Source organism: Streptomyces sp. 3211.6 (genome assembly GCF_003634815.1).
Lineage (GTDB): Bacteria > Actinomycetota > Actinomycetes > Streptomycetales > Streptomycetaceae > Streptomyces > Streptomyces katrae_A.
Window position 1 is genome coordinate 4674504 of sequence record NZ_RBXC01000001.1, and the last position, 24743, is coordinate 4699246.

A 24743-nucleotide genomic window follows, 5' to 3' on the forward strand; every position below is an offset into this window, starting at 1 on the left:
ACGACCGCTGCCCAGGGCCTGCTGACACTGGCGGCCAACGGACCGGCCGACAGGATCCCGGCCCCGCACATCGAGTACGCCCAGCTCGCGCCCACGCTGATCGTGGTGGGCGCGGCCGTCCTCGGCGTCCTCGTCGAGGCCTTCGTCCCGCGCAGGTCCCGCTACCACGTCCAGGTGTTCCTGGCCGTCGCCTCCCTCGCCGCGGCCTTCGCCGCGGTCGTCGCCCTCGCCGCGGGGGGGTACGGCAACACCAAGGCCCACATCGCGGCCATGGGCGCCATCGCCGTCGACGGCCCGGCACTGTTCCTCCAGGGCACCATCCTGCTCGCCTCGGTCGTGGCCGTGTTCACCTTCGCCGAGCGCCGCCTCGACCCCAGGGCGCACGGCAAGCGCGTCGACTCCTTCGCCGCCCAGGCCGCGTCCGTACCGGGCAGCGACAGCGAGAAGGCCGCCGTCAAGGCCGGGTTCACCACCACCGAGGTGTTCCCGCTGGTCCTGTTCGCCATCTCCGGGATGCTGATCTTCCCGGCGGCCGACGACCTGCTGACCCTGTTCATCGCGCTGGAGGTCTTCTCCCTCCCGCTGTACCTGCTCTGCGCCGTCGCCCGCCGCCAGCGGCTGATGTCGCAGGAGGCGGCCGTCAAGTACTTCCTGCTCGGCGCCTTCTCCTCGGCGTTCCTGCTGTTCGGCATCGCCCTGCTCTACGGCTACGCGGGCTCCGTCTCGTACGCGGTCATCGCGGACGTGGTGGACGGCACGGTCACCACCGTCGACCCGGCGCTGGCCTCCACCATGGGCAACGACGCACTGCTGCTCATCGGCGGCGCGCTGATCCTGATGGGCCTGCTCTTCAAGGTCGGCGCGGTCCCCTTCCACATGTGGACCCCGGACGTCTACCAGGGCGCCCCCACCCCCGTGACCGGCTTCATGGCCGCCGCGACCAAGGTGGCCGCCTTCGGCGCCCTGCTGCGCCTGCTCTACGTGGTCCTGCCCGGGCTGCGCTGGGACTGGCGGCCGGTGATGTGGGGCGTCGCCATCGTGACGATGCTGGCGGGTGCGGTCATCGCCGTGACCCAGACGGACGTCAAGCGGCTGCTGGCGTACTCCTCGATCGCGCACGCCGGGTTCATCCTGGCCGGTGTCATCGCCACCTCGGCGGAGGGCGTCAAGTCCGTCCTCTTCTACCTGGGCGCCTACTCCTTCGTGACGATCGGCGCGTTCGCGGTGGTCACGCTGGTGCGCGACGCGGGCGGCGAGGCCACGCACCTGTCGAAGTGGGCCGGGCTCGGGCGGCGTTCGCCGCTCACCGCGGCCGTCTTCGCGGTGTTCCTGCTGGCCTTCGCCGGCATCCCGCTGACCTCCGGCTTCGCCGGGAAGTTCGCCGTGTTCAAGGCGGCCGCGGAGGGCGGGGCCGGGGCGCTGGTCGTCGTCGGTGTGATCTCGTCGGCGATCGCGGCGTTCTTCTACATCCGGGTGATCGTGCTGATGTTCTTCAGCGAGCCGAAGGCCGACGGGCCGACGGTGGCGGTGCCCTCACCGCTGACGATGACCACCATCGCGGTGGGCGTCGCCGTCACCCTGGTGCTGGGCGTCGCGCCGCAGTACTTCCTCGACCTGGCCGGGCACGCGAGCACCTTCGTGCGCTGACCGGTGGCGTCGCGCGGGCCCGGCTCCCCCTCGGGGGAGCCGGGCCCGCCGCGTTCCGCGCGGTCTAACCGTGGTCGGCGTGCATCGGGTTGGGTGCCGCGTTCCCGGGGCACTTCAGGGCCGTGTTCCAGTTGTGGAAGCGGCCCGCCGGGTTGTCCTTGTACGCCCACATGTGCAGGTCGTAGTGCTTGGGCATGCCCGCCCAGTGACCGGGCATCGGCCCGTCGAAGGGCAGGCCGAACATGGTCGGCCGGTCGTCGGTGGTCTTCAGGTCCTGGTCCCGGTCGGCGGACATCCACTCCACCGTCTGGAGCTTGCGGCGGCCGTTGCGGTCCTTCTCCGTGCTGTAGAGGAGCGCGGTCGGCCTGGCGGGGTCCCGGGAACCCCAGTTGGCCTCCTTGACGTAGTGGTAGCCCATGGCGCCCGCCCCGAAGGGGTTGGTCATGCACTCCTGGCCGTGCGGGACGTATCCGTCCTTGATCGCCTGCCGTTCGTCCACGTACTTGGCGGTCACCGCCATGGCCGTGGCCATGTCGCGCATCGCCTTCGCGTCGTGCGGGTCGGGCGCCGGGCCGTCCACGGCGTGCGCCGGGGGGAGGGCGGCCAGGACGACGGACGCGCCGACGACGGCACAGGCGGACAGGGCCTTGAGGCCACGGGCTACGGGCATGGGAGCTCCTGGTGTTCGGGGTCCCGGAGGGGCTTGCGTTCCACCATCGGGGCGGGGCACGGGCCGTGCACGCGGCGGGCGGCCGAACGGGCGCCGCCGAATGGGGCGGGCTACGGGGAGGTGGCCGCGGGGGAGGGGGCGGCGGCCGGAGCCACGGGGGTGGCGGAGGTTGCGGGGGTTGCGGGGGCGACGGGGCGGGGCCGGGTGGTCCCCGGACGGCAGACGACCTTCGGGTTGAACGGCTCGAACCAGCCGGACGGGTTGTCCTTCCACAGCCACAGGTGCAGCGAGTAGTGCACCTTCTGCCCCTTGTAGCGGGCCGGCAGCGGCCCCTTGAAGGGCTCGCCGAAGAGGGAGGGACGGTCGTCGTCGGTGTCCGTCCGGCCGTCCTTGTCCACGACCATCCATTCGAGGCCCACCAGGTTCCAGTGGCCCTGTCCGTCGCCCTCGTAGAGCAGGGCGGTGGGCTTGGCCGGGTCCACGGAGCCGTCGTAGGCGTGGTTGAAGTGCGGGTAACCCAGCGCGCCCGGACCGCCGTTCGGGTCCACGACGCAGTACTGGTCGGGCACGTAGCCGGCGGCGACACCGGTGCTGTGCTGGTGGTACTTGGCGGTCGCCCGGTAGGCCAGGGCCAGTTGGGCGGAGGGCGTCAGCCGCGGCTGGGGCGCGGCGACCGCGGGCGCGGACGGCGCGGCCGCCAGCGCCGCGGCGGCCGCGAGGGCGAAGGGGGCGATCCTGCCGGTGCGAGAAACCATGCAGGCAGCGTCACCGCCCCGCCCGCGGGCCGCCACTCGGACGGCGCGGGTGGCGTAGGCGGCTCCCTCGCGCCGCGGCCCGGGGCCCTGCCGGGCGGCCGGCGTGTTCGCGTACGCCGCGCCCGGCCGGGCGTCGCAGGGGCGTGGTGTGCGGTGCGCGCCGAGCGGGGCGTGGCGGTGGCGGTTCGGCGAGGGCGCGCCCGGGGGCGGGTGGCGCGGGTGTGCCGCTCCCCGCGGGTGCCCGCGTCCGGGGGTTGTCGGACGCGGGCTGGGGCCGGTGGTCAGGCGGCGCGGGTGGCGTAGGCGCGGACGTCGGCGTCGGGGTCCGTCACCGCTTGGGCCAGGGCCTTGCGGGCCTCCGGGGAGTCGGCGTGGGCCAGGAGGGCCAGCACCGCGGCCTTGCGGACGTCCGCGTCGGGGTCGGTGGCCAGGGCCGCGGCCAGCGCCGGCACGGCCGTCCCCGCGCCGGCCGCCGACAGCGCGGCCGCCGCCCCCGCGCGGACCTGCCAGGCGGGGTCCGACAGCGCCGCCGCGGCGGTGTCGGCGTACGCGGGCGGGCAGCCCGTGGCGGCCAGGGCCCCCAGCGCGGCCCCCCGCACCAGCGGGTCCGGGTCGTCCAGGAGCGGCGCCAGCGCGGCCCGCACCCCGGCCCCTTCCCCGGCGACCGCCGCCAGCCCCTTCGCCACGGCCACCCGCACCTCACGCGCCCCGTCCCCGGCCGCCGCCGCCGCCAGCTCCGCGAGGGCGTCCACCGAGACCAGCGCCCGGACGGCGTGCACCCGCACCTCCGTATCGGCGTCGTCCAGCGCACGCACGTACAGCGCGGCGTCCCCCAGCCGCAGCGCGCGCAGCCCCTCCAGCGCGGCCGCCCGCACCAGCCGGTCGGGCACCGCCAGGGCTTCCCGCAGCCCGGCGTCCAGCTCCGGATCGCCCGGCAGCACCTCCAGCAGCTCCCGCAGCGCCCCCGCCGCCGCGGCCCGGACACCGGGATCCGCGTCCCGCATCCGCTCGGCCAGCGCCGGCCCCGCCCCGGCGGGCACGGTCTCCCCGACGGCGGCGACGGCCGCGCCCCGCACGGCCGGGTCCGGGTCCGTGAGGTAGCCCCGCAGCGCCGCCAGCTCGGGCGCCTCCTCGGCGAGCGCGAGCAGCTCCAGGATCCGCGGCGACCCCGCCCCGCCGGCCGACCCCGTCCCGCCGGCCGTCCCTGCAGCCCCGGGCTCCGCCGAGGACGCCGCCGAGGACTCCGCCCGCGCCCGCGGGGCGGCCTTCGCCGGGCCCGCCGTCGCCACTCCGACCAGCTCCACCTCGCCCAGCGGCCGCGAGGGACCGCCCGGCGGGGTGAACTCCGGGACCGGGACCACGTACGGCTCCACCGGCCGCGCCGTGAACTCCATCGCTCCGGAAGCCGACTTGTGCAGGTCCAGGTGGTACAGCCAGTCCGCGTCCGCCCGCTCCGGATGGTCGAGTCGCTCGTGGTAGAGCCCCCAGCGGGACTCCGTACGCGCCAGCGAGGCCCGTGCCGCCATCTCCGCGCAGTCCCGGATGAACGACACCTCCGCGCAGCGCATCAGCTCGTGCGCCGTCGTCGCCCCCATCCCCGCGATCTCCGCCTCCATCCGGGTGAAGGCCTCCACGGCCAGGGACAGCTTCGCTCCCGTCTTCGGCGGGGCCACGTAGTCGTTCACGAACCGCCGCAGCTTGTACTCCACCTGCGTCTGCGGCGGCCCGTCCGGGTGGCGCAGCGGCCGGTAGACCAGCTCGTGCGCCGCCGCCAGCTGGTCCGCGGGCAGCTCCCCCTCGTACGCCGTGTACTGCGCGGCGTCCTCGCCCGCCAGGTCCCCGAAGACGAATGCGCCGATCATGTAGTTGTGCGGTACGGACGCCAGGTCGCCGGCGGCGTACAGCCGGGGCACGGTGGTGCGGGCGTGGTCGTCCACCCGTACGCCGGACGCCGAGTGCCCGCCGCACAGCCCGATCTCCGAGATGTGCATCTCCACGTCGTGCGTGCGGTAGTCGTGGCCGCGCCCCGCGTGGAAGGTGCCGCGCGTCGGGCGCTCCGTCGTGTGCAGGATCGATTCCAGCGCCTCCACCGACTCCTCGGGGAGGTGGCTGAGCTTGAGGTACACCGGCCCCCGGTCCGAGGCCAGTTCGGCCGCGAACTCGGCCATCATCTGCCCCGACCAGTAGTCGGAGTCCACGAACCGCTCGCCGTGCCGGTTGACCTGGTAGCCGCCGAACGGGTTGGCGACGTACGCGCACGCCGGGCCGTTGTAGTCCTTGATCAACGGGTTGATCTGGAAGCACTCGATCCCGGTCAGCGCCGCGCCCGCGTGGTAGGCCATGGCGTAGCCGTCCCCGGCGTTGGTGGGGTTCTCGTACGTTCCGTACAGGTATCCCGAGGCCGGCAGCCCGAGCCGGCCGCAGGGGCCGGTCGCCAGGACCACCGCCCCCGCCCGGACCGTCACGAAGGCCCCCGTACGGGTGTTGAAGGCCGCCGCCCCGATCGCCCGGCCGTCCTCCGGCGAGGTCAGCACCCGCACCGGCATCACCCGGTTCTCGATGCGGATCCGCTCGCGCATCTCACGGCGGCGCAGCTGCCGGTAGAGCACCTTCTTGACGTCCTTGCCCTCCGGCATGGGCAGAACGTACGAGCCCGAGCGGTGGACCTGGCGCACCGCGTACTCGCCGTGCTCGTCCTTCTCGAACTTCACCCCGTACGACTCCAGCCGCCGCACCATCGCGAAGCCGCGGGTGGCGGTCTGGCGGACGGTGGACTGGTCGACGATGCCGTCGTTGGCGCGGGTGATCTCGGCGACGTAGTCGTCCGGTTCGGCGCGGCCGGGCACGACGGCGTTGTTGACCCCGTCCATGCCCATGGCGAGGGCTCCGGAGTGCCGTACGTGCGCCTTCTCCAGCAGCAGGACGCGGGCCCCGCGCTCGGCGGCGGTCAGCGCGGCCATCGTGCCGGCGGTGCCGCCGCCGATGACGAGGACGTCGCAGGAGAGTTCCTCGGCGTCGCCGATCGCGGGGATGTCCACGGTGTACTGCCTTTCAGGGATCAGGGGTCAGAGGTCAGAGGGAGGAGAGGATGCGCTCGCGCAGCCCGGAGCGGGTGGCGGTGCGGTCGCGCGGGGCCGGCACGGGCAGCACCTCGCCGGTGGCCGGCAGGGCGATCCGGTCGGCCAGGTACAGGGCCTCGTCCACGTCGTGGGTGACGAAGACGACGGTGGCCCCGGTGCCGGCCAGGACCTCCACGAGGAGGTCCTGCATCCCGGCGCGGGTCTGCGCGTCGAGCGCGCCGAAGGGTTCGTCCATCAGGACGGCCCGGGGGCGGGGGGCCAGGGCCCGGGCCAGCTGGACGCGCTGGCGCTGGCCGCCGGAGAGCTGGTGGGGGAGCTTGTGGGCGTGCCCGTCGAGCCCGACCCGCTCCAGCCACTCGGTGGCGGTCCGGCGCCGCTCGGCGCGGGGCACCTTCCGTATCTGGAGGGGCAGTTCGACGTTGCCCCGGACGGTGCGCCAGGGCAGCAGGGCGTCCTCCTGGAACACCAGGGCCCGGTCGGCGCCGGGGCCGCTGACGGGCCGGCCGTCCAAGGTCACCTCGCCCGCGAGCGGGGGCAGCAGGCCGGCGAGGGTCCGCAGCAGGGTCGACTTCCCGCAGCCGGAGGGGCCGACGACGGCCAGCACTTCCCCGGGCTCGACGCCGAGGTCGACCCCGTCGAGGACGGCGGCCCCTGCGGGGTGCCCGAGACGGGCGCCGCGCAGGGCGAGGGCCGCGCCGGTCCCCTCCGGGGTGGTCGGGGTGCTCATGTCTGCGTCCTTCCGCCGGCCGTCGTCGTCCCCTGCGGGGCTGGTCCCCGACCCTCCCCCAGACTCCGTCCGGGGGGACCCCCACTTCCACCGTTCCCCGGGGCTCCGCCCCGGCCCCCGAGACCGGCCGCTGCGCGCCCGGTGCGCTCAATCGCCGCGCGGGCTGGATTTTCGCCGCGCGAAATCCAGCCCGCGGGCGATGCCGCGGGCGACGGATCAGCCGCGCCAGATTCAGCCCCGCCGGCGTTTGAGGCGCGGGGGTCTGGGGGCGGAGCACCCGGTTTCGGGAAGGGGCGGGGTGGGGAATCGGCACCGCGCAGCGGCCCCCCGACCCCGGCCCGCTCACCCGACCCCGCCGCCCCGACTCCCGCCGAGCGGGACCGGCGGGCGCCCTGGGGTGCCGGCCCCCGGGACGGGGCCGCAGCGGGCCGGGGGAGCCACGCGGTGAGGCGGTGGCCCAGCCGTTCGACCCCCGTGGCCGTGAGCCACCCCAGCGCCCCGATCGTCGCCATGCCGACGAAGACACCCGGGTAGTCCACCACCGTGTAGTCCTGCCAGGTCCGGTACCCGACCCCGTACTCCCCGGAGATCATCTCGGCCGAGATCACACAGATCCACGACACCCCGATCCCCACCGACAGCCCCCCGAAGATCCCCGGCAGGGCCCCCGGCAGGACGACGGACAGCAGGATCCGCCACCGCCCCCCGCCCATCGTCAGCACCGCCTCCTCCCACACCGGCGACAGCGCCGCCACCGCGTGCCGGGTCGAGACCAGCACCGGGAAGAAGGCCGCCGCGCAGGTGATGAAGACGATCCCCTGCTCGTTCGAGGGGAACAGCAGGATCGCCACCGGCACCAGCGCGATCGCCGGGATCGGCCGCAGCACCTCCAGCACCGGCCCCACCACGTCCGACACGAGCCGCGACCGCGCGACCGCCGCACCGGTCGCCACGCCCAGGACCGCCGCCAGGACGAACCCCGTCACGATCCGGCGCAGGCTGTCCGCCAGGTCCGTCCAGTACACGCCCGTCCGTGCCCGCCGCACCAGCTCGGCCGCCACCTCCCCGGCCGTCGGGAACTGCTCGAACCGCAGCCACAGGTGCACGTCCAGCGAGGTCAGCGCCTGCCACAGCAGCAGGGCCGCCACCAGCGAGCCCGCGCGCAGCGCCCGCCGCCCGCCGCTCATCCGGCCAGCCCGGTGGCCTCGGCGTAGCTCACGGTCCGCGCCCCGGAGCCCCGGTGCTGTGCGACGTACGCCTGCGCGCCCGCCGCCGTGACGAAGGCCCGCAGCTCGGCGCCCTCCGCGACCCACACGGCCCGGTCGGCGAACCAGAGGGTTCCCGTCACCGCGTCCGGTACGTACGCGGCCCGGACCCCGGCCGCCCCGCGCACCGCCCTGAGCAGCTCGCGCGGGGAGTCGTACGTCGTCGTGCCCTCCTGCCCCTTGGACCACAGCTCCGGCCGCGCGGCGGCCGCCGCCGGGTACGCAGGGCCGCCCTGCACCGCGAGGCGCTCCAGCGGCTCCGGGTCCACGAAGCCGTCCACGTCCACGTCGCCGACCAGCCCGGCGGCCTTCAGCACGGGTACGTCCTGCTTCAGCGCCGCGATCAGCTCGGGGCGCAGCGCCGGGTCGAAGGTGGCGATGCCGTTCGCCCCGTTGTAGAGGTAGACCACCTCCGCGGGCAGGCCGGTCTCCTTGGCCACCGACTCGGCGGCGGGCACCGGCCGGGTGCGCAGGTAGTCGGTGGCCCGGCGCTGGGCGCGCAGGAAGTCGTCCAGCACGCCCGGCCGCTGGGCGGCGAACTTCTCGCGGACGGTGACCCCGTGGAAGGTGGGCAGGTTCAGCTCCGCCCCGTCGTACAGGGCCTTGGCCTTGCCCTCGAAGGCCAGCTGCCCGGGCCAGGCCACGAACTGCGAGAGCGCGTCCGCGCTGCCCGCCTGGAGGGCCGAAGCACCCACGCTGGGCTGCTGGTTGAGCTTCTGGATGCCCTTCTCGGGGTCGATCCCGGCGCGCTGCAGGGCCCGTACGAGGGTGCCGTCGGCGGCGGAGCCCACGCTGGTGGACACCTTCCTGCCGCGCAGGTCGGCAAGGGACTCCAGCTTCGAATCCGGGGCGGTGACGACGGTGTTGAGGCCGCCGCGCAGGTTGTAGCCGGTCACCGACACCAGGCGGGTGGGCTGCTTGAGCTCCTTGCCGCGGGCCGCGTTGATGAGGAGCGGGAAGTCCCCCATCGAGCCGATGTCGATCTTCCCGGCGGTCATCTGGGCGGTGATGGGGGCGCCGGTGGCGTAGTCCTGCCAGTCGACCTTGTACGTGACCCCGTCGCGCTTGCCGCGGGCCGCCAGCTCCTCCTCGAAGTAGCCCAGGGAGCGCAGCAGGGTGCCCGCGGTGACGGTGTTGATGGTCTTGGACTGGTAGCCCACGGTCACGGTGACCGTCTTCGGGCCGCCCGCGGCCCCGGCGGCCTCGCCGCCGCAGGCCGTGGCGAGCGGGGCCAGGAGCAGGACGAGCGCGGGCGCGAGGGCCCGGGTGAGCGGGGCGCGCATGGACTGGGGGCCTTTCACCGGAGCAGGTAGGGCATGTTGACGGTCACCGCGCCCGTGGGGCAGCGGGCGGCGCAGGGGCCGCAGTACCAGCACTCGTCGACGTGCATGTACGCCTTGCCGTCGGCCTCGCGGATCGCGAGGGAGTCGAGGGGGCACATGTCGACGCAGAGGGTGCATCCGTCGATGCACAGGGATTCGTCGATGGTCACGGGCACGTCGGCGCGCTGGGGTACCACGGGCATGGCTGTCTCCGGGAAGGGGCGGGGAGGGGGGAAGTGGCGTCAGAGGGCGCGGCGCAGCAGGCCGCTCATGGTGATCCGGTCGCCGCGGAAGCGGATGAACTCCAGGTCCACGGGCCGCCCGTCGGCGAGGTGGGTGAGCCGCTCCAGCATCAGCACGGCGGCCCCGCGCGGGGCCTGGAGGACGGCGGCGGAGTGCGCGTCGGCGTTGACGGCCTCCACGGTGATCTCGGCGTGGCCGAGCGGCTGGCCGCTGAGCCGTTCCAGCAGCCGGAAGACGTCGTTGTGCTCCAGGTCGCAGTCGGGCAGCCCGGCGCCGATGTCGAGGGGGACGTAGGTGAGGTCGAGGGAGAGCGGCAGGCCGTTCAGCCGGCGCAGCCGCTCGATGTAGAGCACCTCGGAGTGCTCGGGCAGGCCCAGGCGGCGGGCGACGGGGGCGGGGGCGCGGACCGGGGCCGCCGTCCGGACCTCGTTGGTGACCTCGCCGTGCTCGTGCAGGGTCTCGGCCAGGCCCTGGAGCCGGTCCAGGCCGTGCGGGTACTTCTCGCAGACGACGACCGTGCCGACGCCCGGGCGGCGCTCGACGAGGCCTTCGCCGCGGAGCAGGCCGAGGGCCTGGCGGACGGTGTTGCGGCCGGCTCCGTAGTCGGCGGCGAGGACGTCCTCCAGGGGGAGGGTCCCGCCGGGGTAGCCGCCGGACAGGATCTGGTGGCGCAGCAGGTCGGCGAGCTGGCGCGCCTGGTCCGCGCGCAGCCGCCGGCGGCGCGCGGCGGCGACCGGGGCGGTGTGCGGGGAGGTCCGTTCGGCAGGCATGGCAGGGAACGTACCGGCGGTGCGGCGTGCGTGGTGTTGCAGCGGTATTGCGCCACCCACGGATTCGACGGCAGGGCTGTGACCTGCGGTTTCGGCGGGGTGGGGGGAAGATCCGCCACCCCGCCGCTCACCTGGTGGACTAGCGGGCGCCCACGATGCGGCCGGTGACCTCGCCGAGGCCGACCCGGGTGCCGTCGGGGCCGGGGGCCCAGGCGGTGAGGGTGACGGTGTCGCCGTCCTCCAGGAAGGTGCGCTTGCCGTCGGCGAGCTCGATCGCGTCGCGGCCGTTCCAGGTGAGCTCCAGCAGCGAGCCGCGCTGGTCGACCTCCGGGCCGCTGACGGTGCCGGAGCCGAACACGTCACCGGTGCGCAGGGAGGCGCCGTTGACGGTCATGTGGGCCAGCTGCTGGGCGGCGGTCCAGTACATGGAGGCGAACGGCGGCCGGGCCACCTCCTGCCCGTTGATGGACACCGCGATGTTCAGGTCGAAGCCGCCGGGGCGGTCGGTGGCGGAGTCGTCCAGGTAGGGCAGGAGCGGGAAGTCCCGCGCCGGCGGGGTGACCCGGGCCGCGTCCAGGGCCTCCAGGGGGGTCACCCACGCGGAGACGGAGGTCGCGAAGGACTTGCCGAGGAAGGGGCCGAGCGGCACGTACTCCCAGGCCTGGATGTCACGCGCCGACCAGTCGTTGAGGAGGAAGAGCCCGAAGACGTGCTCCTCGAAGTCGCCGAGGGCGACCGGCCGGCCCAGCTCCGAGGAGGTGCCGACGACGAAGCCGACCTCGGCCTCGATGTCCAGCTTGACCGACGGGCCGAAGACGGGCGCCGGGTCGGCGGGCGCCTTGCGCTGCCCGGAGGGGCGGACCACATCGGTGCCGGAGACGACGATCGTTCCCGACCGGCCGTGGTAACCGATGGGCAGGTGCTTCCAGTTGGGGGTGAGCGCGTCGCCGTCCGGCCGGAAGATGCGGCCGACGTTGGTGGCGTGGTGCTCGCTCGCGTAGAAGTCGACGTAGTCGGCGACCTCGTACGGCAGGTGCAGCTCGACCCCGTCCAGCGGCAGCAGGTGCGGCTCGACCGTCTCGCGGTGGCCCGGGTCGGTGACCCAGGCGGTCAGCGCGCGGCGCACGTCGCGCCAGGCGGTGCGGCCGGCGGCCAGCAGCGGGTTGAGCGAACCCTGGGCCAGGAGCCCGGCGTACGGCGAGCCGAGCGCGACGGCCACGGCCCCCGCGTCGAGCACGTACCCGCCGATCCGCACACCGACCCGGCGGCGCCGCGGTTCCTGGGGGGTGGAGAAAACGCCGTAGGGGAGGTTGTGCGGCCCGAACGGGTCGCCCTCGGGGACATCGAGGGGGCTCTGCTGGGGCATGGGGTACTGCCTCGCTTTCGACGCGGTCCGGGGGTGTCCCGGGAGCTGGCTGACACGTTACGTGGCGCATGGGGTCTGTGGGAGGCCAGATTCGGGCCCTATTTGTAGGACTTGTCCAAGGGGGTCCGTATCCTTGGCGCCGTGACTTCCGCCCTCCCCTATGCCTTGATCGCCACCGACCTGGACGGGACTCTGCTGCGCGCCGGTGACACCGTCTCCGCCCGCTCGTGCGCGGCGCTCGCGACGGCGCGCGCCGCCGGCGCCCGCCACATCGTCGTCACCGGCCGCCCGGTGCCCCAGATCCGGCACGTCCTGGACGACCTCGGGTATACGGGGCTCGCGGTGTGCGGGCAGGGCGCCCAGGTGTACGACGCGGCGCGCGGACTGCTGCTGCACTCCGTTTCCATGGACCGGGGGCTGGCCGAGATGGCCCTGGGCAAGATCGAGGCGGAGATCGGCGAGGTGTACACGGCGGTCAACCAGGAGGGCCTGGACGCCGAGATGCTGATAGGGCCGGGCTACCGGATGTGGCACCCCCACCTGCCGACGGTCCGGGTACCGCAGCGGGGGGACCTGTGGTCGGCCCCGATCACGAAGGTCCTGCTCCAGCACCCCCGGCTGGACGACGACGAGCTGACGCGGGTGGCGCGGTCGGTGGTGGGCGACCTGGTGAACGTCACGATGGCGGGCGAGCACACGGTGGAACTCCAGCCGCCGGGCATCGACAAGGCGAGCGGCCTGGCCCGGGCGGCGGAGGCCCTGGGCATCCCGGCGGCCTCGACGATCGCCTTCGGCGACATGCCGAACGACGTCCCGATGTTCGTGTGGGCGGGACACGGCGTGGCGATGGCGAACGCCCACCGAGAGCTGGTGGCCGTGGCGGACGAGGTGACCCTGTCGAACGAGGCGGACGGCATCGCGGTAGTCCTGGAACGCCTGTACGGCTGACCCCGCGGGTGGGGCCCGGGGTGGGCCCTCGGGGGGGCGGGGGCCCGGGGTGGGTCGGGTGGGCCGGGCGGGCGGGGTGGCGGTCTCCCGCCGGGCGGGGGTGGCGGGGCCGAGCGGTACCGGGAAAGCCCCAACCCTTCTCTGAGACCGCTGAGTGTGGTCCCGCCCCTCCCGGGTGCCGGTGCGCTGTCCGGTTCCGCCCAGGTCGGGTCCCGGCGCGAGGCGGGTGGGCAGGCACCGCCCGGCCCCTACCCCTTGAGGGGGCGATGGCGGGCCCGCGCCAAGTCCCTCACCCCGCCGCCCTCGGCAGCCTTCGCTGCCATGTCCGGTGGTACAGGACCTCCTCCGACTCCCGGCACACCACCTCGTTCGACGTGAGGAAGCCGCCCTCGTCGCAGGTGATCTCCGACCGGGTCTCGATCCTGACGTCCCAGGCCAGGTCCGGGCGGTGGAGCCGGATGTGCCAGTCGGAGCGGGTGCGGGCGGAGAGGGGGTCCGACTGCTGGATCTCGTAGACCTCGCGCCCCTCCTCCTCGTACTCCAGCCCGTCCGGGTACACCCGCGTGCCCCCGTAGCGGGGGTCGACCTCCAGGCGCCAGGTTCCGCGTGCGACGTCCCGTACGACCAGGCGTTCCGGGCGGGGCTCGTCCAGGGTGGCGGGGTAGGAGACGCCCAGGGGTTCCGCGTGCTCCGGGGCTTCGAAGGTGATGCCCTCCGGGGACGGCGGGGCCGTGCGGACGGGGAGTTCGAGGGTGCTGCCCGCGGGGTCGAGGGTCCAGCCCGCCTCCGAGCCGGCCCGTGGCCAGATCCACGGCCAGTACGCCGAGGAGAGGGAGAGGCGGATGCGGTGGCCGGGCGGGAAGCGGTGGCCGATGGCGTTCAGGTCGAAGGTGACGTCCTCCCAGGCGCCCGTCGGCCACGGCGCGGCCCGGTCGCGGCCCTGCCGGGCCGACAGGTTCAGCGCACCCCGTGTGACCAGCGTCGACGCCCCGTCCGGGGCGACGTCGCACAGCCGGGCCACGACCTGCCCGTACGGGACGTCCATCCGCAGCCGCAGGGTGACCGAGGGCCGGCCCAGGATCTCCACCGGCTCGGCGGGGACGGGGAACTCGAAGCAGGCCGACTTCGCGTCCTCCTCCCGCTGGTCCGGCGGCAGGTCGGCGTCGTTGCCGAAGGGGAAGAACCGGCCGGCGTCCAGTCCGGTGTGCTGGGGTGAGGCGACGGTCACCGGCGCGCCCTGGAGCCCGTACGAGACGGGCACGACCGACGGTGACGGCCAGGTCTTCTCGCCCACCCAGCGGCCCGGGAGCTCCGCGTACGTGGTCGCCGGGCGGTGCGTGTCGCTGATCCAGGCGCGCAGCAGCGGCTCCTCCATGACGCCGGTGTCGGTGTCCTTCAGCCAGTGGTCCCACCAGCGCAGGGTCTCCTGGAGGAAGCCGATCGCCGGGCCGGGCGGGAGGCCGCGGTCGGGGTACTGGTGCGACCAGGGGCCGATCAGGCCGCGGACCCGGGCGGCGGGCAGGGCGGAGACCAGGCGCAGCACGGTGTCCCGGTAGGGGTCGTGCCAGCCGCCGACCGCGAGGACGGCCGCGCCGATGGCCCCGTAGTCCTCGCAGACGCTGCCGTGGCGCCAGTAGTCGTCGCGGGTCTGGTGGGCGAGCCAGGTGTGGATCAGGGGTTCCAGGCCCTCCAGCCGGTCCAGCCACTGCCCCCGCCAGCCGTCCCCGGCGTACCGGGGGTCCGGGGGGCGGGCGGCGAAGGCGAGCATGGTGGCCGACCAGGCGTGCATGTCGACGGCCAGGACGGAGCCGCCCATGTAGTGCACGTCGTTGTCGAAGCGGTCGTCGGTGGAGCAGACGGTGACGACCGCCTTGAGGGCCTCGGGGGCGAGGGCGGCGATCTGGAGGCTGTTGAAGCCGCCCCAGGAGATCCCGAACATGCCGACGGATCCCGTGCACCACGGCTGGGCCGCCAGCCACCGCACGACCGCGACCCCGTCGGCCAGTTCCCGTGCGTCGTACTCGTCGCCGGGGCGGCCGCCGCTGCAGCCGTGGCCGCGTACGTCGACCCGTACGGAGGCGTAGCCGTGTCCGGCGTACCAGGGGTGGCGCTGCCAGTCGCGGGGGGCGGTCCAGTCGGTGAGCCGGTACGGGAGGTACTCCAGCAGGGCCGGGACGGGATGGTCGGTCACGGGCCGCCAGACGCGGGCGTACAGCTCCACCCCGTCGGGCATCGGGATCCGGACATCCTCGTGGGTGGTCGCGTAGGGGAACTCGGTGCGGATGATCATGGGGGTTCGGTCACGCTCCCTCGGTGGACGCCTTCGGTGGACGCCTTCGGTGGACGCCTTCGGTGGACGGCCTCGGCAGGCGCCCTCAGTGGACGCCCGCGGTGGACACGGTCATCGTGCGGCGCAGCCAGGGTGCCGCCGCGATCACGGCCAGGGCCGCCGCGACGGCGACGGCGCCGTTCACGCCGAAGTAGGCGGGGGTGGAGACGTGGCCGTACAGCTTGACCACCTGGGCCTGGATGCCGTTGGCGAGGGCCAGTGAGAGGAACCAGAGGGCCATCGTCTGGCCGGCGTACGCCGAGGGGGCGAGTCTGGTGGTGGCCGACATGCCGGAGGTCTCCAGCAGGACGTCGTAGGGGCGCAGCCGTCCGCGTTCGGCGGCCGTGACGCGCGGGCTGCGGAACATGAGGGTGAAGTAGAGCACCGGGGCGATCACCGAGACGAGGGTGAGCAGGTCCACGAAGCGCGGCATCGTCAACCAGCCGATGGCCGCCAGAAGGGTGGCGAGCGCGGCGAGGAGGAGACCGCCGGCGGCGATCCGCCGCAGCGCCGTCCGCCGGGCGTCGGGGGCCAGGGCGTAGGGGGCGGCGGCGTCGCGGTCGGGGAGCCGGTGGCGGCCGAGGACGTACTGGGCGAGGCCTGCGGTCATGCCGACGGCGGCGGCGGAGAAGCCCCAGTGCCAGCCCTGGTGCTCGCCGAGCCAGCCGGCGATCAGGGGTCCGGCGAAGGCGCCGGTGGTGATGGCCGTGTAGTAGAGGGCGAACCCGGCGTCGCGCCGCTCGTCGTCCGTCCGGTAGAGCCGGCCGACCATGCTGGCCACGTTGGGCTTGAGCAGTCCGGTGCCGGCGCTGATCAGGCCGAGGCCGGTCCAGGTCCCGTAGGCGGCCGTGACGGAGGCGGCGGTGCCGGGGTCCATGCCCAGGCCGCCGTGGGCCGCCGTGTCCGCGAAGTAGAGGACGAGGGTGGCCTGCATGCCGAGGAAGGAGAACCGCTCCCAGACCTCCAGGCCGGAGAGCGTGGCCAGGCCCCCGGGGTGGCCCAGGAAGCCGTGGCCGTCCCCGGCTGCCGGGGCCGGGGGCGGGGGCGGGGCGGCCTCCGGTTCCTTCGGCTGGTCTATGACGGTCGTCATTCTGGACAAAGCAGATTCTCCGGTTGTTTCGGCTTCCACCGAACATACCGGTGTGGATCGGGCGGTGCGCGCGGCTGCGCGGGAGGCCCGCCGGACGGCTGCCGGGCAGGTGCTCTGCGTGATCGAAAACAGACCCGATACGCTGGCTTGAGTGATGGCAGCGACACATTGACAATCCATGTGATCGTCATCGGATCGTCAGCAGACAGGAGTACCCCTCGTGACCGTCGTCGGGCCGTTCGGACTGAGCGTGCGGGACCAGGCTCTTGAGGCCGATGTCCAGGCCGGACTGGCCGCTGTCGAAGCGGGTCTGCTGGAGGCCACCAAGAGCGAAGTCCCCTTCATCACCGAGGCCGCGCAGCACCTGGTGCGCGCCGGGGGCAAGCGGTTCCGGCCGCTGCTGGTGATGCTCGCGGCGCAGTTCGGTGACCCCTACGCGCCCGGGATCGTGCCCTCCGCGGTGGTCGTGGAGCTCACGCACCTGGCGACGCTCTACCACGACGACGTCATGGACGAGGCGGACGTCCGCCGCGGGGTGGAGAGCGCGAACGCCCGCTGGGGCAACTCGGTGGCGGTCCTGACGGGTGACTTCCTGTTCGCCCGTGCGTCGCACATCCTCGCGGACCTCGGGCCGGAAGCCGTGCGCATCCAGGCGGAGGCCTTCGAACGGCTGGTCACGGGCCAGATCCTGGAGACGGCGGGCCCGCGCGACGGCCGCGACCCGGTCGCGCACTACCTGGACGTCATGGCCGGCAAGACCAGCTCCCTGGTGGCCGTCTCCTGCCGCTTCGGCGCGATGATGTCCGGCGCCGACGAGATGGTCGTCGACATCCTCACCCAGTACGGGGAGCGGCTCGGCCTCGCCTTCCAGCTGGCCGACGACGTCCTCGACATCGCCTCCGACTCGCACGAGTCGGGCAAGACCCCGGGCACCGACCTGCGCGAGGGCATCCCGACGCTGCCCGTGCTGCGGCTGCGGGAGATGGCCGAGCGGGACGGGCGCGAGGAGGACCTGGAGCTCGTCCGCCTGCTGGACGGGGACCTCTCGGACGACGTCCGGCACGCCGAGGTGCTCTCCCGGCTGCGGGTGCACCCCGCGCTGGAGCAGGCCCGCCGGGACACGGTCCAGTACGCGCAGGACGCGCGCGCGATGCTCGCCCCGCTGCCGGACTGCTTCGCGAAGGCGGCCCTGGAGGAGCTGTGCGACGCGGTGGTCCACCGCGCGGGCTGAGCCCGGCACGGGCACACGGACGGCACGGGCCCCTCGCCCCCGCGACCCCTACGGGTCGGGGGACAGGGGCCCTTCCCGTGTCATCCCGTGGTCGTACGCGGAGTTGATCCCGGGGGCTGACGCCCCCCGCCCGCCGTTTTGGTCAGATGGATACATCGAAACCCCACCGGATCGGGTGAGTGCGGCGACAACGGTCGCCGCCCTGGACAAGAGGGCAGGGCTCTGAGATGGCAGCGAACACGAAGACCTCGCGCAAGGCCGCGCGGTACGCCGTACCGGTCGCGGTGGCGGGGGTCGCCGCGGCGACCGCCGCGATGGTCCCGGCCTTCGCCACCGCCGGCGGCCCGGACCTGCCGAAGGTGACGGCGCAGCAGCTGATCGAGAAGGTCGCGGCCTCCGACGTGCAGCAGCTCTCCGGCAGCGCCAGGATCACCACCGACCTGGGCCTGCCCACCCTGGCCACCGGCCTGCTGGGCGGCGCCGGGGTGACGGGCGGCTCCGCCAACCCCGAGGACAAGATCGCCCAGCTGGCGAACGGCACGCACACCCTGCGCGTCGCGGCAGACGGCCCGGACCGCCAGAAGCTGACCTTCCTCGACGGCAAGGACGAGTACACCCTCGTCCACAACGGCAACGACGTGTGGGGCTACGACAGCAAGTCCAACGAGGCCTTCCACGACAAGACCGACCGCCCGGGCCAGGACCACAAGAGCGGCGACCGGCTCGCGGCCTCCCCGCAGCAGATCGCGCAGGACATCATCAAGCAGGCCGGTCCGACCACCGACATCGGCGTGGGCGAGACCGCGCAGATCGCCGGGCGCGACGCCTACCAGCTGGTGCTGAAGCCCAAGCAGAGCGGCTCCACCGTCGGGTCGGTCCAGATCGCGGTCGACGCCAAGAACGGCGTGCCGCTGCGGGTCCAGCTGCTGTCCGCCCAGGGCGGCAAGCCGATCGCCGAAGCGGGCTTCACCCAGGTCGACTTCGGCAAGCCGGCCGCCGACTCCTTCTCCTTCGCCCCGCCCAAGGGCGCCAAGGTCACCGAGGGCTCGCACCCGGGCCTGGCGGGCAAGGACGCCAAGGGTGGCAAGGACGACGAGCGCTTCAAGGCGCTGGAGTCCCTGCCCGGCTTCGGGCAGCTGGCCGGCGGGGAGCACGGCAAGGGCGACGTGAAGGTGTTCGGCGAGGGCTGGGCGACGGTCGCGCGGATCGACTCCGGCGCCGGCAAGAGCCTCAAGGACGTCGAGAACGACAAGAACACCCCCAAGGAGGCCAAGCAGTTCCTGAACTCCCTCGGGGACAAGGTCCACGGGAAGTTCGGCGAGGGCCGCATCCTGTCGACCCGCCTGGTCAACGCGCTGATCACGGACGACGGCAAGGTGTACGTCGGCGCGGTCACCAAGGACCAGCTGGTGAAGACGGCCGACTCCGCCAAGTAGCCGCGGCGGACGGAGGGGTGGCCCGGGACGTGTGTCCCGGGCCACCCTTGTCGCGTTCCCCTCCTGCGTACAGCACGGCCGCTGTACCGTGAGGTCCATGTCAAGACACGTCACCATCCGCCTGGACGAAGAGTTCCACGACCGCCTCAAGGCGCGCGCGGCGGCCTTGGGGACGACGGTCACCGCGCTGATCACCGAGGTCACGGAACGCGAACTCGACGAGGACCGGAAGAACTTCCTGTCCGGGATAGAGGAGTTCGCGGATCACTGGGGCTACTTCCAGGAGCGGTTCGGCCATTGAAGATCACCATGGAGTGGGCCTGGACCGCACTGGCCCACCATCTGCCGTCGGATCCCGCCGTATGGGACCCGTCCGGGGTGGCGGCCGCCGTCGCCCGGCACCAGAACGACCTGGTGCTGGTGCCCGAGCAGCCCGCGCCCGACACCGCGTGGCGGGCCGCGGCGTTCCTGCACACCCTCGCCGTCTGCCCGGCGCTGGAGTCCCCGATGAACGAGTTCTACGCGGCCGCGGCCACCCGCTCGTACCTGCGGGTGGCCGGCGCGAAGCAGCTGCCCTCGCCCGAGGAGCTCGGCGACCTGGTGGAGGACGCGAAACTGGGCCGCGCGGACGTCGCCGCGGTGGCGCAGCAGCTCCGCGCCCTCATCCAGGAACCCGTCAGAAGGTGATCTTCCAGCTGTTGATGTAGCCGGTGTCCTGCGCCGCCACGTCCTTGACCTGGAGCTTCCAGGTCCCGTTGGCCACCTCGGTGGAGGCGTTCACCGTGTAGCTCGCGACCACGTTGGCCGCGGAGTCCGAGCTGGAGGAGTTCTTCAGCCGGTACGCCGTGCCGTCGGGGGCGATCAGGTCGATCACCAGGTCACCGCGGTAGGTGTGGACGATGTTCACGTCGACCTTGGTGGTGGCGGGGGCGTTGCCGGTCACGCCGGAGACCGTGATCGGCGAGGTGGCCGCGGCGCCGGGGGAGTCCGGGATGTTCACGTCCGCGGTGTTCTCGAAGGACTTCCCGGGCGGGACCGGGGTGCCCGCACCGAGGTTCCAGATCGCGTAGGCGATGGCGTCGGAGTTGCGGTCCAGGGCGGTGTCGTCGATGTTCGCCGTGGTGTCGCAGGACGCGTGGTAGCAGGCGTCGAAGGGCTGGCCGACCGTGCCGCCCCACTTCTGGGCCTGCGCGGAGGTCTTGGTGTAGTCGGCGCCGGAGAACAGGCCGCCGACCGGTATGCCCGCGTTCTTGAACGGCGCGTGGTCGGAGCGGCCGTCGCCCTCGGTCTCGATCTCCGTGGGTATGTTCACGCCCGCGAAGTACGTCTTGAAGGTCTGCTCGATGGTCGGGTCGTCGTCGTAGACGAAGTAGCCCGGGTTCGGCGAGCCGATCATGTCGAAGTTCAGGTAGCCGGAGATCTTCGACTTCTCCGTCGCCGGCAGGCTGTTGACGTAGTACTTCGAGCCGACCATGCCCAGCTCCTCGGCACCCCACCAGCCGAAGCGCAGGTGCTTCGTGGGCTGGAGCTGCGCGCGCGAGACGGCCAGCGCCGTCTCCAGCACGGCCGCCGAGCCGGAGCCGTTGTCGTTGACGCCGGGGCCCGCGGTCACCGAGTCCAGGTGGGAGCCGGTCATCAGGACGGAGTTGGGGTCCCCGCCCGGCCAGTCGGCGATCAGGTTGTAGCCGGTGGCGCCGCTGGAGGTGAAGGTCTGGAGGGTGGTGGTGAACCCGGCCGCGTCCAGCTTGGCCTTCACGTAGTCGACCGAGGCCTTGTAGCCGGCCCGGCCGTGGGCGCGGTTGCCGCCGTTGGCGCTCGCGATCGACTGGAACTGCGACAGGTGCGCCTTGACGTTGGCCACCGGGATGTCGGGCGGCGTCGGCGCGGCGGTGACGGCGGCGGGCGCGGCGGCCGTGGGTGCGGCGGCGAACGCGGCGGGGGCGGTGGAGGCGAACAGCCCGGCGACCGCGATCGCGGTCACGGCGGTCAGGCGCCGGGAGACGGACAGGCTCATGTGGGGGCTCCGGGATTCCGTGGGGATGATCCGTTGGGGATGAGACGGAACGTGCGGGAATCGTGCAGGTGAGCGATGGTGCGTCAGTGCGAGCCTGATGTTCAGCGAGAGTATGACTGACCGTCAAGAGCGCAATCCGGTCAGATACGTTCGGAATACGGACGATCCCCGGTACGCGAGTGCGTACCGGGGATCGTGGGGGTGTATGGGGGTGGGGGCGGGTCCTGGGGAGCCGGGGAGGGCGGCTACGCGGGCTCGCGGCTCGGCGCCGGTGCGGAATCCGGGGGCGCGGCCGCGGCCGCCGCTGCCGCTTCGGCCGCCGCTTCGGCCAGCCGGGCCCGCGAGCGGCGGGAGGTCCGCAGCGCGTCCCAGGTCAGCACGACCAGCGCGACCCACACCAGGCCGAAGCCGGCCCAGCGCGCGGGCGGCATCGCCTCGTGGAAGTAGAGGACGCCGAGCGCGAACTGGAACACCGGCGCCAGGTACTGCAGCAGCCCCAGCGTGGACAGCGGCACCCGGATCGCGGCGGCCCCGAAGCAGATCAGCGGGATCGCGGTGACCAGCCCCGTCGAGGCGAGCAGCGCGGAGTGCCCGAGCCCCTGTGAGGCGAAGGTGGAGCGGCCCTCCACCCCCAGCCACAGCAGGTAGCCGAGGGCCGGCAGGAACAGCAGGGCCGTCTCGGCGGTCAGCGACTCCAGACCGCCCATGTCCAGCTTCTTCTTGATCAGCCCGTAGATGGCGAAGGAGCAGGCCAGGGTCAGCGAGATCCACGGCGGCCGCCCGTATCCGACGGCCAGGACCACGACGGCGGCCACGCCCACCCCGACGGCCGCCCACTGCGCCCGGCGCAGCCGTTCCTTCAGCACCAGCACGCCGAGCGCGATGGTGACGAGGGGGTTGATGAAGTAGCCGAGGCTGGCCTCGACGACGTGCCCGTTGTTGACCGACCAGATGTACAGGCCCCAGTTCACGCTGATCACGGACGCGGCCAGCGCGGTCAGCCCCAGCTTGCGGGGCTGGCGGGCCAGCTCGCCGATCCAGCGCCAGCGGCGCAGCGCGAGGAGTGCGACGGCGACCACGGCCAGTGACCAGACCATGCGGTGCGCCAGGATCTCGACCGCCCCGGACGGCATGAGCAGGGGCCAGAACAGGGGGACCAGCCCCCACATCCCGTACGCGCCGAATCCGTAGAGCAAACCCGTGCGCTGCTCGTTGTCCGCCTTCACGGGACCTCCAGTGCGACTTCCGGCCAATTTCACAACCTCACGAAGGTATCGCCGGACGGGGCTGCTGTCATGCCCGTTTGATGGAGATACTCATGACACTGGAGCCGCCCCGGGGTGCTCCTGGGCTCGTGACCCGAGGGGCCGGCCGGCCGGGTACGACGGAGCCCGGACCCCGTGGGACGGGATCCGGGCTCGGTCTTCGCTCGTCGGCCCGCGCCGGCGCCGGCTCTAGGCCGTGTTTTAGAAATGGGCTTGTCGCTCGCCCTGCGCCGTGATGATCGTGGTGTGGGGCGAGGGGATCTTTCTGATGGTCAGTGGGCCGTGCTGGAACCACTGCTGCCGGTCGCGGTGTTGGGGCGGCCGCCGTTGGGCCGGCGGAGGCTGATCGACGGGATTCGGTGGCGGGTGCGGACTGGTGCTCCGTGGAGGGATCTCCCGTCGGAGTACGGGCCGTGGCAGACGGTCTATGGGCTCTTCCGCCGCTGGCAGCGTGACGGCACCTGGCCTGCACTGCTGACCAGGCTGCAAGCCCGCGCGGATGAGGCAGGGCTGATCACGTGGGAGGTCAACGTCGACTCCACGATCTGCCGGGCCCATCAGCACGCCGCGGGTGCCCGCCGCGACGGACAGGCCCAGAAGGAACCGCCCGGCGGGACCCGCGCCGAGCCGGAAGACCACGGACTGGGTCGGTCCCGGGGCGGTTTCACCACGAAGATCCATCTAGCCTGCGAGCAAGGTCAACGGCCGCTGTCGTTGCTGGTCACCGCAGGTCAGCGTGGTGACAGCCCTCAGTTCGCCGCCGTGCTGGAAGGCATCCGGGTTCCCCGCACCGGACCGGGCCGTCCTCGTGTCCGCCCGCTGCGGGTGCGGGGCGACAAGGCGTATTCCTCCCGCGCCAACCGGGCCTACCTGCGAAAACGGGGAATCCGCTGTACCATCCCAGAGCCCGCCGACCAGGTCGCGAACCGCAAGCGGCGGGGGAAGGCCGGCGGGCGGCCTCCGGCCTTCGACCGTGAGGACTACAAGGCTCGGCACGCGGTCGAGTGTGGGATCAATCGGCTCAAGCGCAACCGGGCGGTGGCCACCCGGTTCGACAAGCTCGCGGTCCGCTTCGAGGCAACCGTCCTGATCGCCGCCATCGGTGAATGGCTGTGACTGGCCTGGGCCGTCGGTCCGCATGCCATGCTGACCGCGGCCAGGGCGAACAACGCGAGGGAGAAGCAGCGATGGGGGCCCAGTACTACGGCGCCGACAGCGAGAACGGCGACCGCATCGACGACCCCTCTGAGGACGCGCTGTTCATGATGGTCAGCGACCTCAACGACTCCGACAACACCTTCGTGGTCGTCCAGCCCGACGAGGACGACCCCGTCTGGTTCGCCTCCGTGGCCGTCCTGGACGAAGGCGGCTACGAGTTCGTCCGCCGCGATACCACCCGCAACGAGCACGAGGTCACCACAGCGACCAGCATCAACGACATCGCCCGCGACCTCACCGTCTGAATGGCCGCCCGCGACTTCCCCGGACGGCCAACCAGGCAGGTCGGCGAGTTCTAAAACACGGCCTAGCCGACCACGGTCCAGGTGTCGTTGCCGGCGAGCAGGGTCGCCAGGTCACCCTTGCCGCGCTGGTCGACCGCCGTCTCCAGCTGGTCGGCCATGAGGGTGTCGTAGACGGGCCGGTCGGTGTTGCGGAAGACGCCGATGGGGGTGTGGTGGAGGGTGTCGGGGTCGGCGAGGCGGGAGAGGGCGAAGGCGGTGGTGGGGGTCGCCGCGTGCGCGTCGTGGACCAGGATCTGCGACTCGTTCTCCGGCGTCACGGTGACGACTTCCAGGTCTCCGGTCTGCTGGTTGCGGATGACGCCCTTGGTCTGGCCGGTGCCGAAGCGGATGGGGTGGCCGTGTTCGAGGCGGATGAGGGCTTCTTCGGCCTGGTCGTTGTCCTTGAGGGCGTCGAAGGCGCCGTCGTTGAAGATGTTGCAGTTCTGGTAGATCTCGACGAGGGCGGTTCCGGGGTGGTCGGCTGCCTGGCGCAGGACCTCGGTGAGGTGTTTGCGGTCGGAGTCGATGGTCCGGGCGACGAAGGAGGCTTCGGCGCCCAGGGCGAGGGAGACCGGGTTGAAGGGGGCGTCGAGGGAGCCCATGGGGGTGGATTTGGTGATTTTGCCGAGTTCGGAGGTGGGGGAGTACTGGCCTTTGGTGAGGCCGTAGATCCTGTTGTTGAAGAGGAGGATCTTGAGGTTGACGTTGCGGCGGAGGGCGTGGATGAGGTGGTTGCCGCCGATGGAGAGGGCGTCGCCGTCGCCGGTGACGACCCAGACGGAGAGGTCGCGGCGGGAGGTGGCCAGGCCGGTGGCGATGGCGGGGGCGCGGCCGTGGATGGAGTGCATCCCGTAGGTGTTCATGTAGTACGGGAAGCGGGAGGAGCAGCCGATGCCGGAGACGAAGACGATGTTCTCGCGGGCGAGGCCGAGTTCGGGCATGAAGCCCTGGACGGCGGCGAGGACGGCGTAGTCACCGCAGCCCGGACACCAGCGGACCTCCTGGTCCGACTTGAAGTCCTTCATCGACTGCTTCGCCTCGGCCTTGGGCACCAGCGAAAGCAGGGTCGGGGCGTCGGTCACC

General features: G+C 73.0%; 21 protein-coding genes and 1 pseudogene. 8 read left to right on the plus strand and 14 right to left on the minus strand.

The features are described 5' to 3' along the window. Positions 1-18: 18 nt before the first annotated feature. Positions 19-1647: an NADH-quinone oxidoreductase subunit NuoN gene (gene nuoN / locus BX286_RS21665; protein WP_121017714.1), complete on the plus strand. Its 1629-nt coding sequence runs from the start codon at positions 19-21 to the stop codon at positions 1645-1647. 64 nt (positions 1648-1711) lie between these two features. Here nuoN and BX286_RS21670 read toward each other — a convergent pair whose 3' ends face one another. The 9 genes and pseudogenes from BX286_RS21670 to fahA form a co-directional block, all read right to left on the minus strand. Then, positions 1712-2317: a hypothetical protein gene (locus tag BX286_RS21670; RefSeq protein ID WP_237293030.1), complete on the minus strand. Its 606-nt coding sequence runs from the start codon at positions 2315-2317 to the stop codon at positions 1712-1714. A gap of 110 nt (positions 2318-2427) precedes the next feature. Further along, positions 2428-3072: a hypothetical protein gene (locus BX286_RS21675; protein WP_121016072.1), complete on the minus strand. Its 645-nt coding sequence runs from the start codon at positions 3070-3072 to the stop codon at positions 2428-2430. 281 nt (positions 3073-3353) lie between these two features. Then, positions 3354-6110, minus strand: coding sequence for a fumarate reductase/succinate dehydrogenase flavoprotein subunit (locus BX286_RS21680; protein WP_121016074.1), 2757 nt, complete (start codon positions 6108-6110; stop codon positions 3354-3356). Between the two features lie 34 nt (positions 6111-6144). Further along, positions 6145-6879, minus strand: a complete 735-nt coding sequence (locus BX286_RS21685; protein WP_121016076.1) for an ABC transporter ATP-binding protein — start codon at positions 6877-6879, stop codon at positions 6145-6147. 368 nt (positions 6880-7247) lie between these two features. Continuing rightward, positions 7248-8066 (minus strand): annotated as a pseudogene (locus BX286_RS21690) (ABC transporter permease); the annotation flags it as partial. Beyond that, positions 8063-9427 carry an ABC transporter substrate-binding protein gene (locus tag BX286_RS21695; RefSeq protein WP_121016078.1) on the minus strand — a complete coding sequence of 455 codons (1365 nt, stop codon included), beginning with the start codon at positions 9425-9427 and terminating at the stop codon, positions 8063-8065. The gene BX286_RS21695 and the pseudogene BX286_RS21690, both read right to left, overlap by 4 nt. A gap of 14 nt (positions 9428-9441) precedes the next feature. Then, entirely contained in the window at positions 9442-9669 is a 228-nt protein-coding gene (locus tag BX286_RS21700) for a ferredoxin family protein (protein ID WP_079429248.1), read from the minus strand. 39 nt (positions 9670-9708) lie between these two features. Next, entirely contained in the window at positions 9709-10479 is a 771-nt protein-coding gene (locus BX286_RS21705; RefSeq protein ID WP_079429249.1) for a GntR family transcriptional regulator, read from the minus strand. Positions 10480-10618: 139 nt separating this feature from the next. Then, positions 10619-11845, minus strand: a complete 1227-nt coding sequence (fahA, locus tag BX286_RS21710; RefSeq protein WP_121016080.1) for a fumarylacetoacetase — start codon at positions 11843-11845, stop codon at positions 10619-10621. 141 nt (positions 11846-11986) lie between these two features. On the opposite strand from fahA, the gene BX286_RS21715 reads away from it, so the two are divergent. Beyond that, a complete protein-coding gene (locus BX286_RS21715; RefSeq protein ID WP_079429251.1) occupies positions 11987-12793 on the plus strand; it encodes an HAD family hydrolase in 807 nt (268 codons plus the stop codon). A gap of 289 nt (positions 12794-13082) precedes the next feature. Here BX286_RS21715 and BX286_RS21720 read toward each other — a convergent pair whose 3' ends face one another. Next, positions 13083-15083: a CocE/NonD family hydrolase gene (locus tag BX286_RS21720; protein ID WP_079429253.1), complete on the minus strand. Its 2001-nt coding sequence runs from the start codon at positions 15081-15083 to the stop codon at positions 13083-13085. Positions 15084-15168: 85 nt separating this feature from the next. After that, positions 15169-16212, minus strand: a complete 1044-nt coding sequence (locus BX286_RS21725) for a hypothetical protein (protein ID WP_121016082.1) — start codon at positions 16210-16212, stop codon at positions 15169-15171. 220 nt (positions 16213-16432) lie between these two features. On the opposite strand from BX286_RS21725, the gene BX286_RS21730 reads away from it, so the two are divergent. The 4 genes from BX286_RS21730 to BX286_RS21745 all read left to right on the plus strand — a co-directional run bounded on the left by BX286_RS21730 (position 16433) and on the right by BX286_RS21745 (position 19566). Next, positions 16433-17443 (plus strand): polyprenyl synthetase family protein, encoded by a 1011-nt coding sequence (locus BX286_RS21730; RefSeq protein WP_079429254.1) that lies wholly within the window; start codon positions 16433-16435, stop codon positions 17441-17443. 227 nt (positions 17444-17670) lie between these two features. Then, positions 17671-18879 (plus strand): sigma-E factor regulatory protein RseB domain-containing protein, encoded by a 1209-nt coding sequence (locus BX286_RS21735; RefSeq protein WP_079429255.1) that lies wholly within the window; start codon positions 17671-17673, stop codon positions 18877-18879. A gap of 97 nt (positions 18880-18976) precedes the next feature. Then, positions 18977-19180 (plus strand): ribbon-helix-helix domain-containing protein, encoded by a 204-nt coding sequence (locus BX286_RS21740; protein WP_237293031.1) that lies wholly within the window; start codon positions 18977-18979, stop codon positions 19178-19180. Then, positions 19177-19566 carry a hypothetical protein gene (locus BX286_RS21745; RefSeq protein ID WP_237293036.1) on the plus strand — a complete coding sequence of 130 codons (390 nt, stop codon included), beginning with the start codon at positions 19177-19179 and terminating at the stop codon, positions 19564-19566. The genes BX286_RS21740 and BX286_RS21745 overlap by 4 nt, the downstream gene beginning before the upstream one ends. Here BX286_RS21745 and BX286_RS21750 read toward each other — a convergent pair. Beyond that, the gene (locus BX286_RS21750; RefSeq protein ID WP_079429257.1) at positions 19556-20893 is read right to left on the minus strand and encodes a M28 family metallopeptidase; all 1338 of its coding nucleotides are present in this window, start codon (positions 20891-20893) and stop codon (positions 19556-19558) included. The genes BX286_RS21745 and BX286_RS21750 overlap by 11 nt on opposite strands. A gap of 245 nt (positions 20894-21138) precedes the next feature. Next, positions 21139-22119: an EamA family transporter RarD gene (rarD, locus tag BX286_RS21755; RefSeq protein WP_121016086.1), complete on the minus strand. Its 981-nt coding sequence runs from the start codon at positions 22117-22119 to the stop codon at positions 21139-21141. A 246-nt stretch (positions 22120-22365) separates the two neighbouring features. Between rarD and BX286_RS21760 the strand changes: the two genes are divergently transcribed. Both BX286_RS21760 and BX286_RS21765 read left to right on the plus strand, forming a co-directional pair. Next, positions 22366-23274 (plus strand): IS5 family transposase, encoded by a 909-nt coding sequence (locus tag BX286_RS21760; protein ID WP_398897937.1) that lies wholly within the window; start codon positions 22366-22368, stop codon positions 23272-23274. Positions 23275-23345: 71 nt separating this feature from the next. Next, positions 23346-23621, plus strand: coding sequence for a hypothetical protein (locus BX286_RS21765; protein WP_121014619.1), 276 nt, complete (start codon positions 23346-23348; stop codon positions 23619-23621). Positions 23622-23683: 62 nt separating this feature from the next. On the opposite strand, the gene BX286_RS21770 is transcribed toward BX286_RS21765, so the two are convergent. Beyond that, positions 23684-24742, minus strand: coding sequence for a 2-oxoacid:ferredoxin oxidoreductase subunit beta (locus BX286_RS21770; RefSeq protein ID WP_121016088.1), 1059 nt, complete (start codon positions 24740-24742; stop codon positions 23684-23686). Position 24743: the final 1 nt, after the last annotated feature.

Excerpts from the sequence above, each read along its gene's own strand:
- BX286_RS21670 (WP_237293030.1), bottom strand. The coding sequence starts at position 2,317 with ATGCCCGTAGCCCGTGGCCTCAAGGCCCTGTCCGCCTGTGCCGTCGTC.
- BX286_RS21675 (WP_121016072.1), bottom strand. The coding sequence starts at position 3,072 with ATGGTTTCTCGCACCGGCAGGATCGCCCCCTTCGCCCTCGCGGCCGCC.
- BX286_RS21685 (WP_121016076.1), bottom strand. The coding sequence starts at position 6,879 with ATGAGCACCCCGACCACCCCGGAGGGGACCGGCGCGGCCCTCGCCCTG.
- BX286_RS21695 (WP_121016078.1), bottom strand. The coding sequence starts at position 9,427 with ATGCGCGCCCCGCTCACCCGGGCCCTCGCGCCCGCGCTCGTCCTGCTC.
- BX286_RS21700 (WP_079429248.1), bottom strand. The coding sequence starts at position 9,669 with ATGCCCGTGGTACCCCAGCGCGCCGACGTGCCCGTGACCATCGACGAA.
- BX286_RS21705 (WP_079429249.1), bottom strand. The coding sequence starts at position 10,479 with ATGCCTGCCGAACGGACCTCCCCGCACACCGCCCCGGTCGCCGCCGCG.
- fahA (WP_121016080.1), bottom strand. The coding sequence starts at position 11,845 with ATGCCCCAGCAGAGCCCCCTCGATGTCCCCGAGGGCGACCCGTTCGGG.
- BX286_RS21720 (WP_079429253.1), bottom strand. The coding sequence starts at position 15,083 with ATGATCATCCGCACCGAGTTCCCCTACGCGACCACCCACGAGGATGTC.
- BX286_RS21725 (WP_121016082.1), bottom strand. The coding sequence starts at position 16,212 with ATGACGACCGTCATAGACCAGCCGAAGGAACCGGAGGCCGCCCCGCCC.
- BX286_RS21735 (WP_079429255.1), top strand. The coding sequence starts at position 17,671 with ATGGCAGCGAACACGAAGACCTCGCGCAAGGCCGCGCGGTACGCCGTA.
- BX286_RS21740 (WP_237293031.1), top strand. The coding sequence starts at position 18,977 with ATGTCAAGACACGTCACCATCCGCCTGGACGAAGAGTTCCACGACCGC.
- BX286_RS21750 (WP_079429257.1), bottom strand. The coding sequence starts at position 20,893 with ATGAGCCTGTCCGTCTCCCGGCGCCTGACCGCCGTGACCGCGATCGCG.
- BX286_RS21760 (WP_398897937.1), top strand. The coding sequence starts at position 22,366 with ATGGGCTTGTCGCTCGCCCTGCGCCGTGATGATCGTGGTGTGGGGCGA.
- BX286_RS21765 (WP_121014619.1), top strand. The coding sequence starts at position 23,346 with ATGGGGGCCCAGTACTACGGCGCCGACAGCGAGAACGGCGACCGCATC.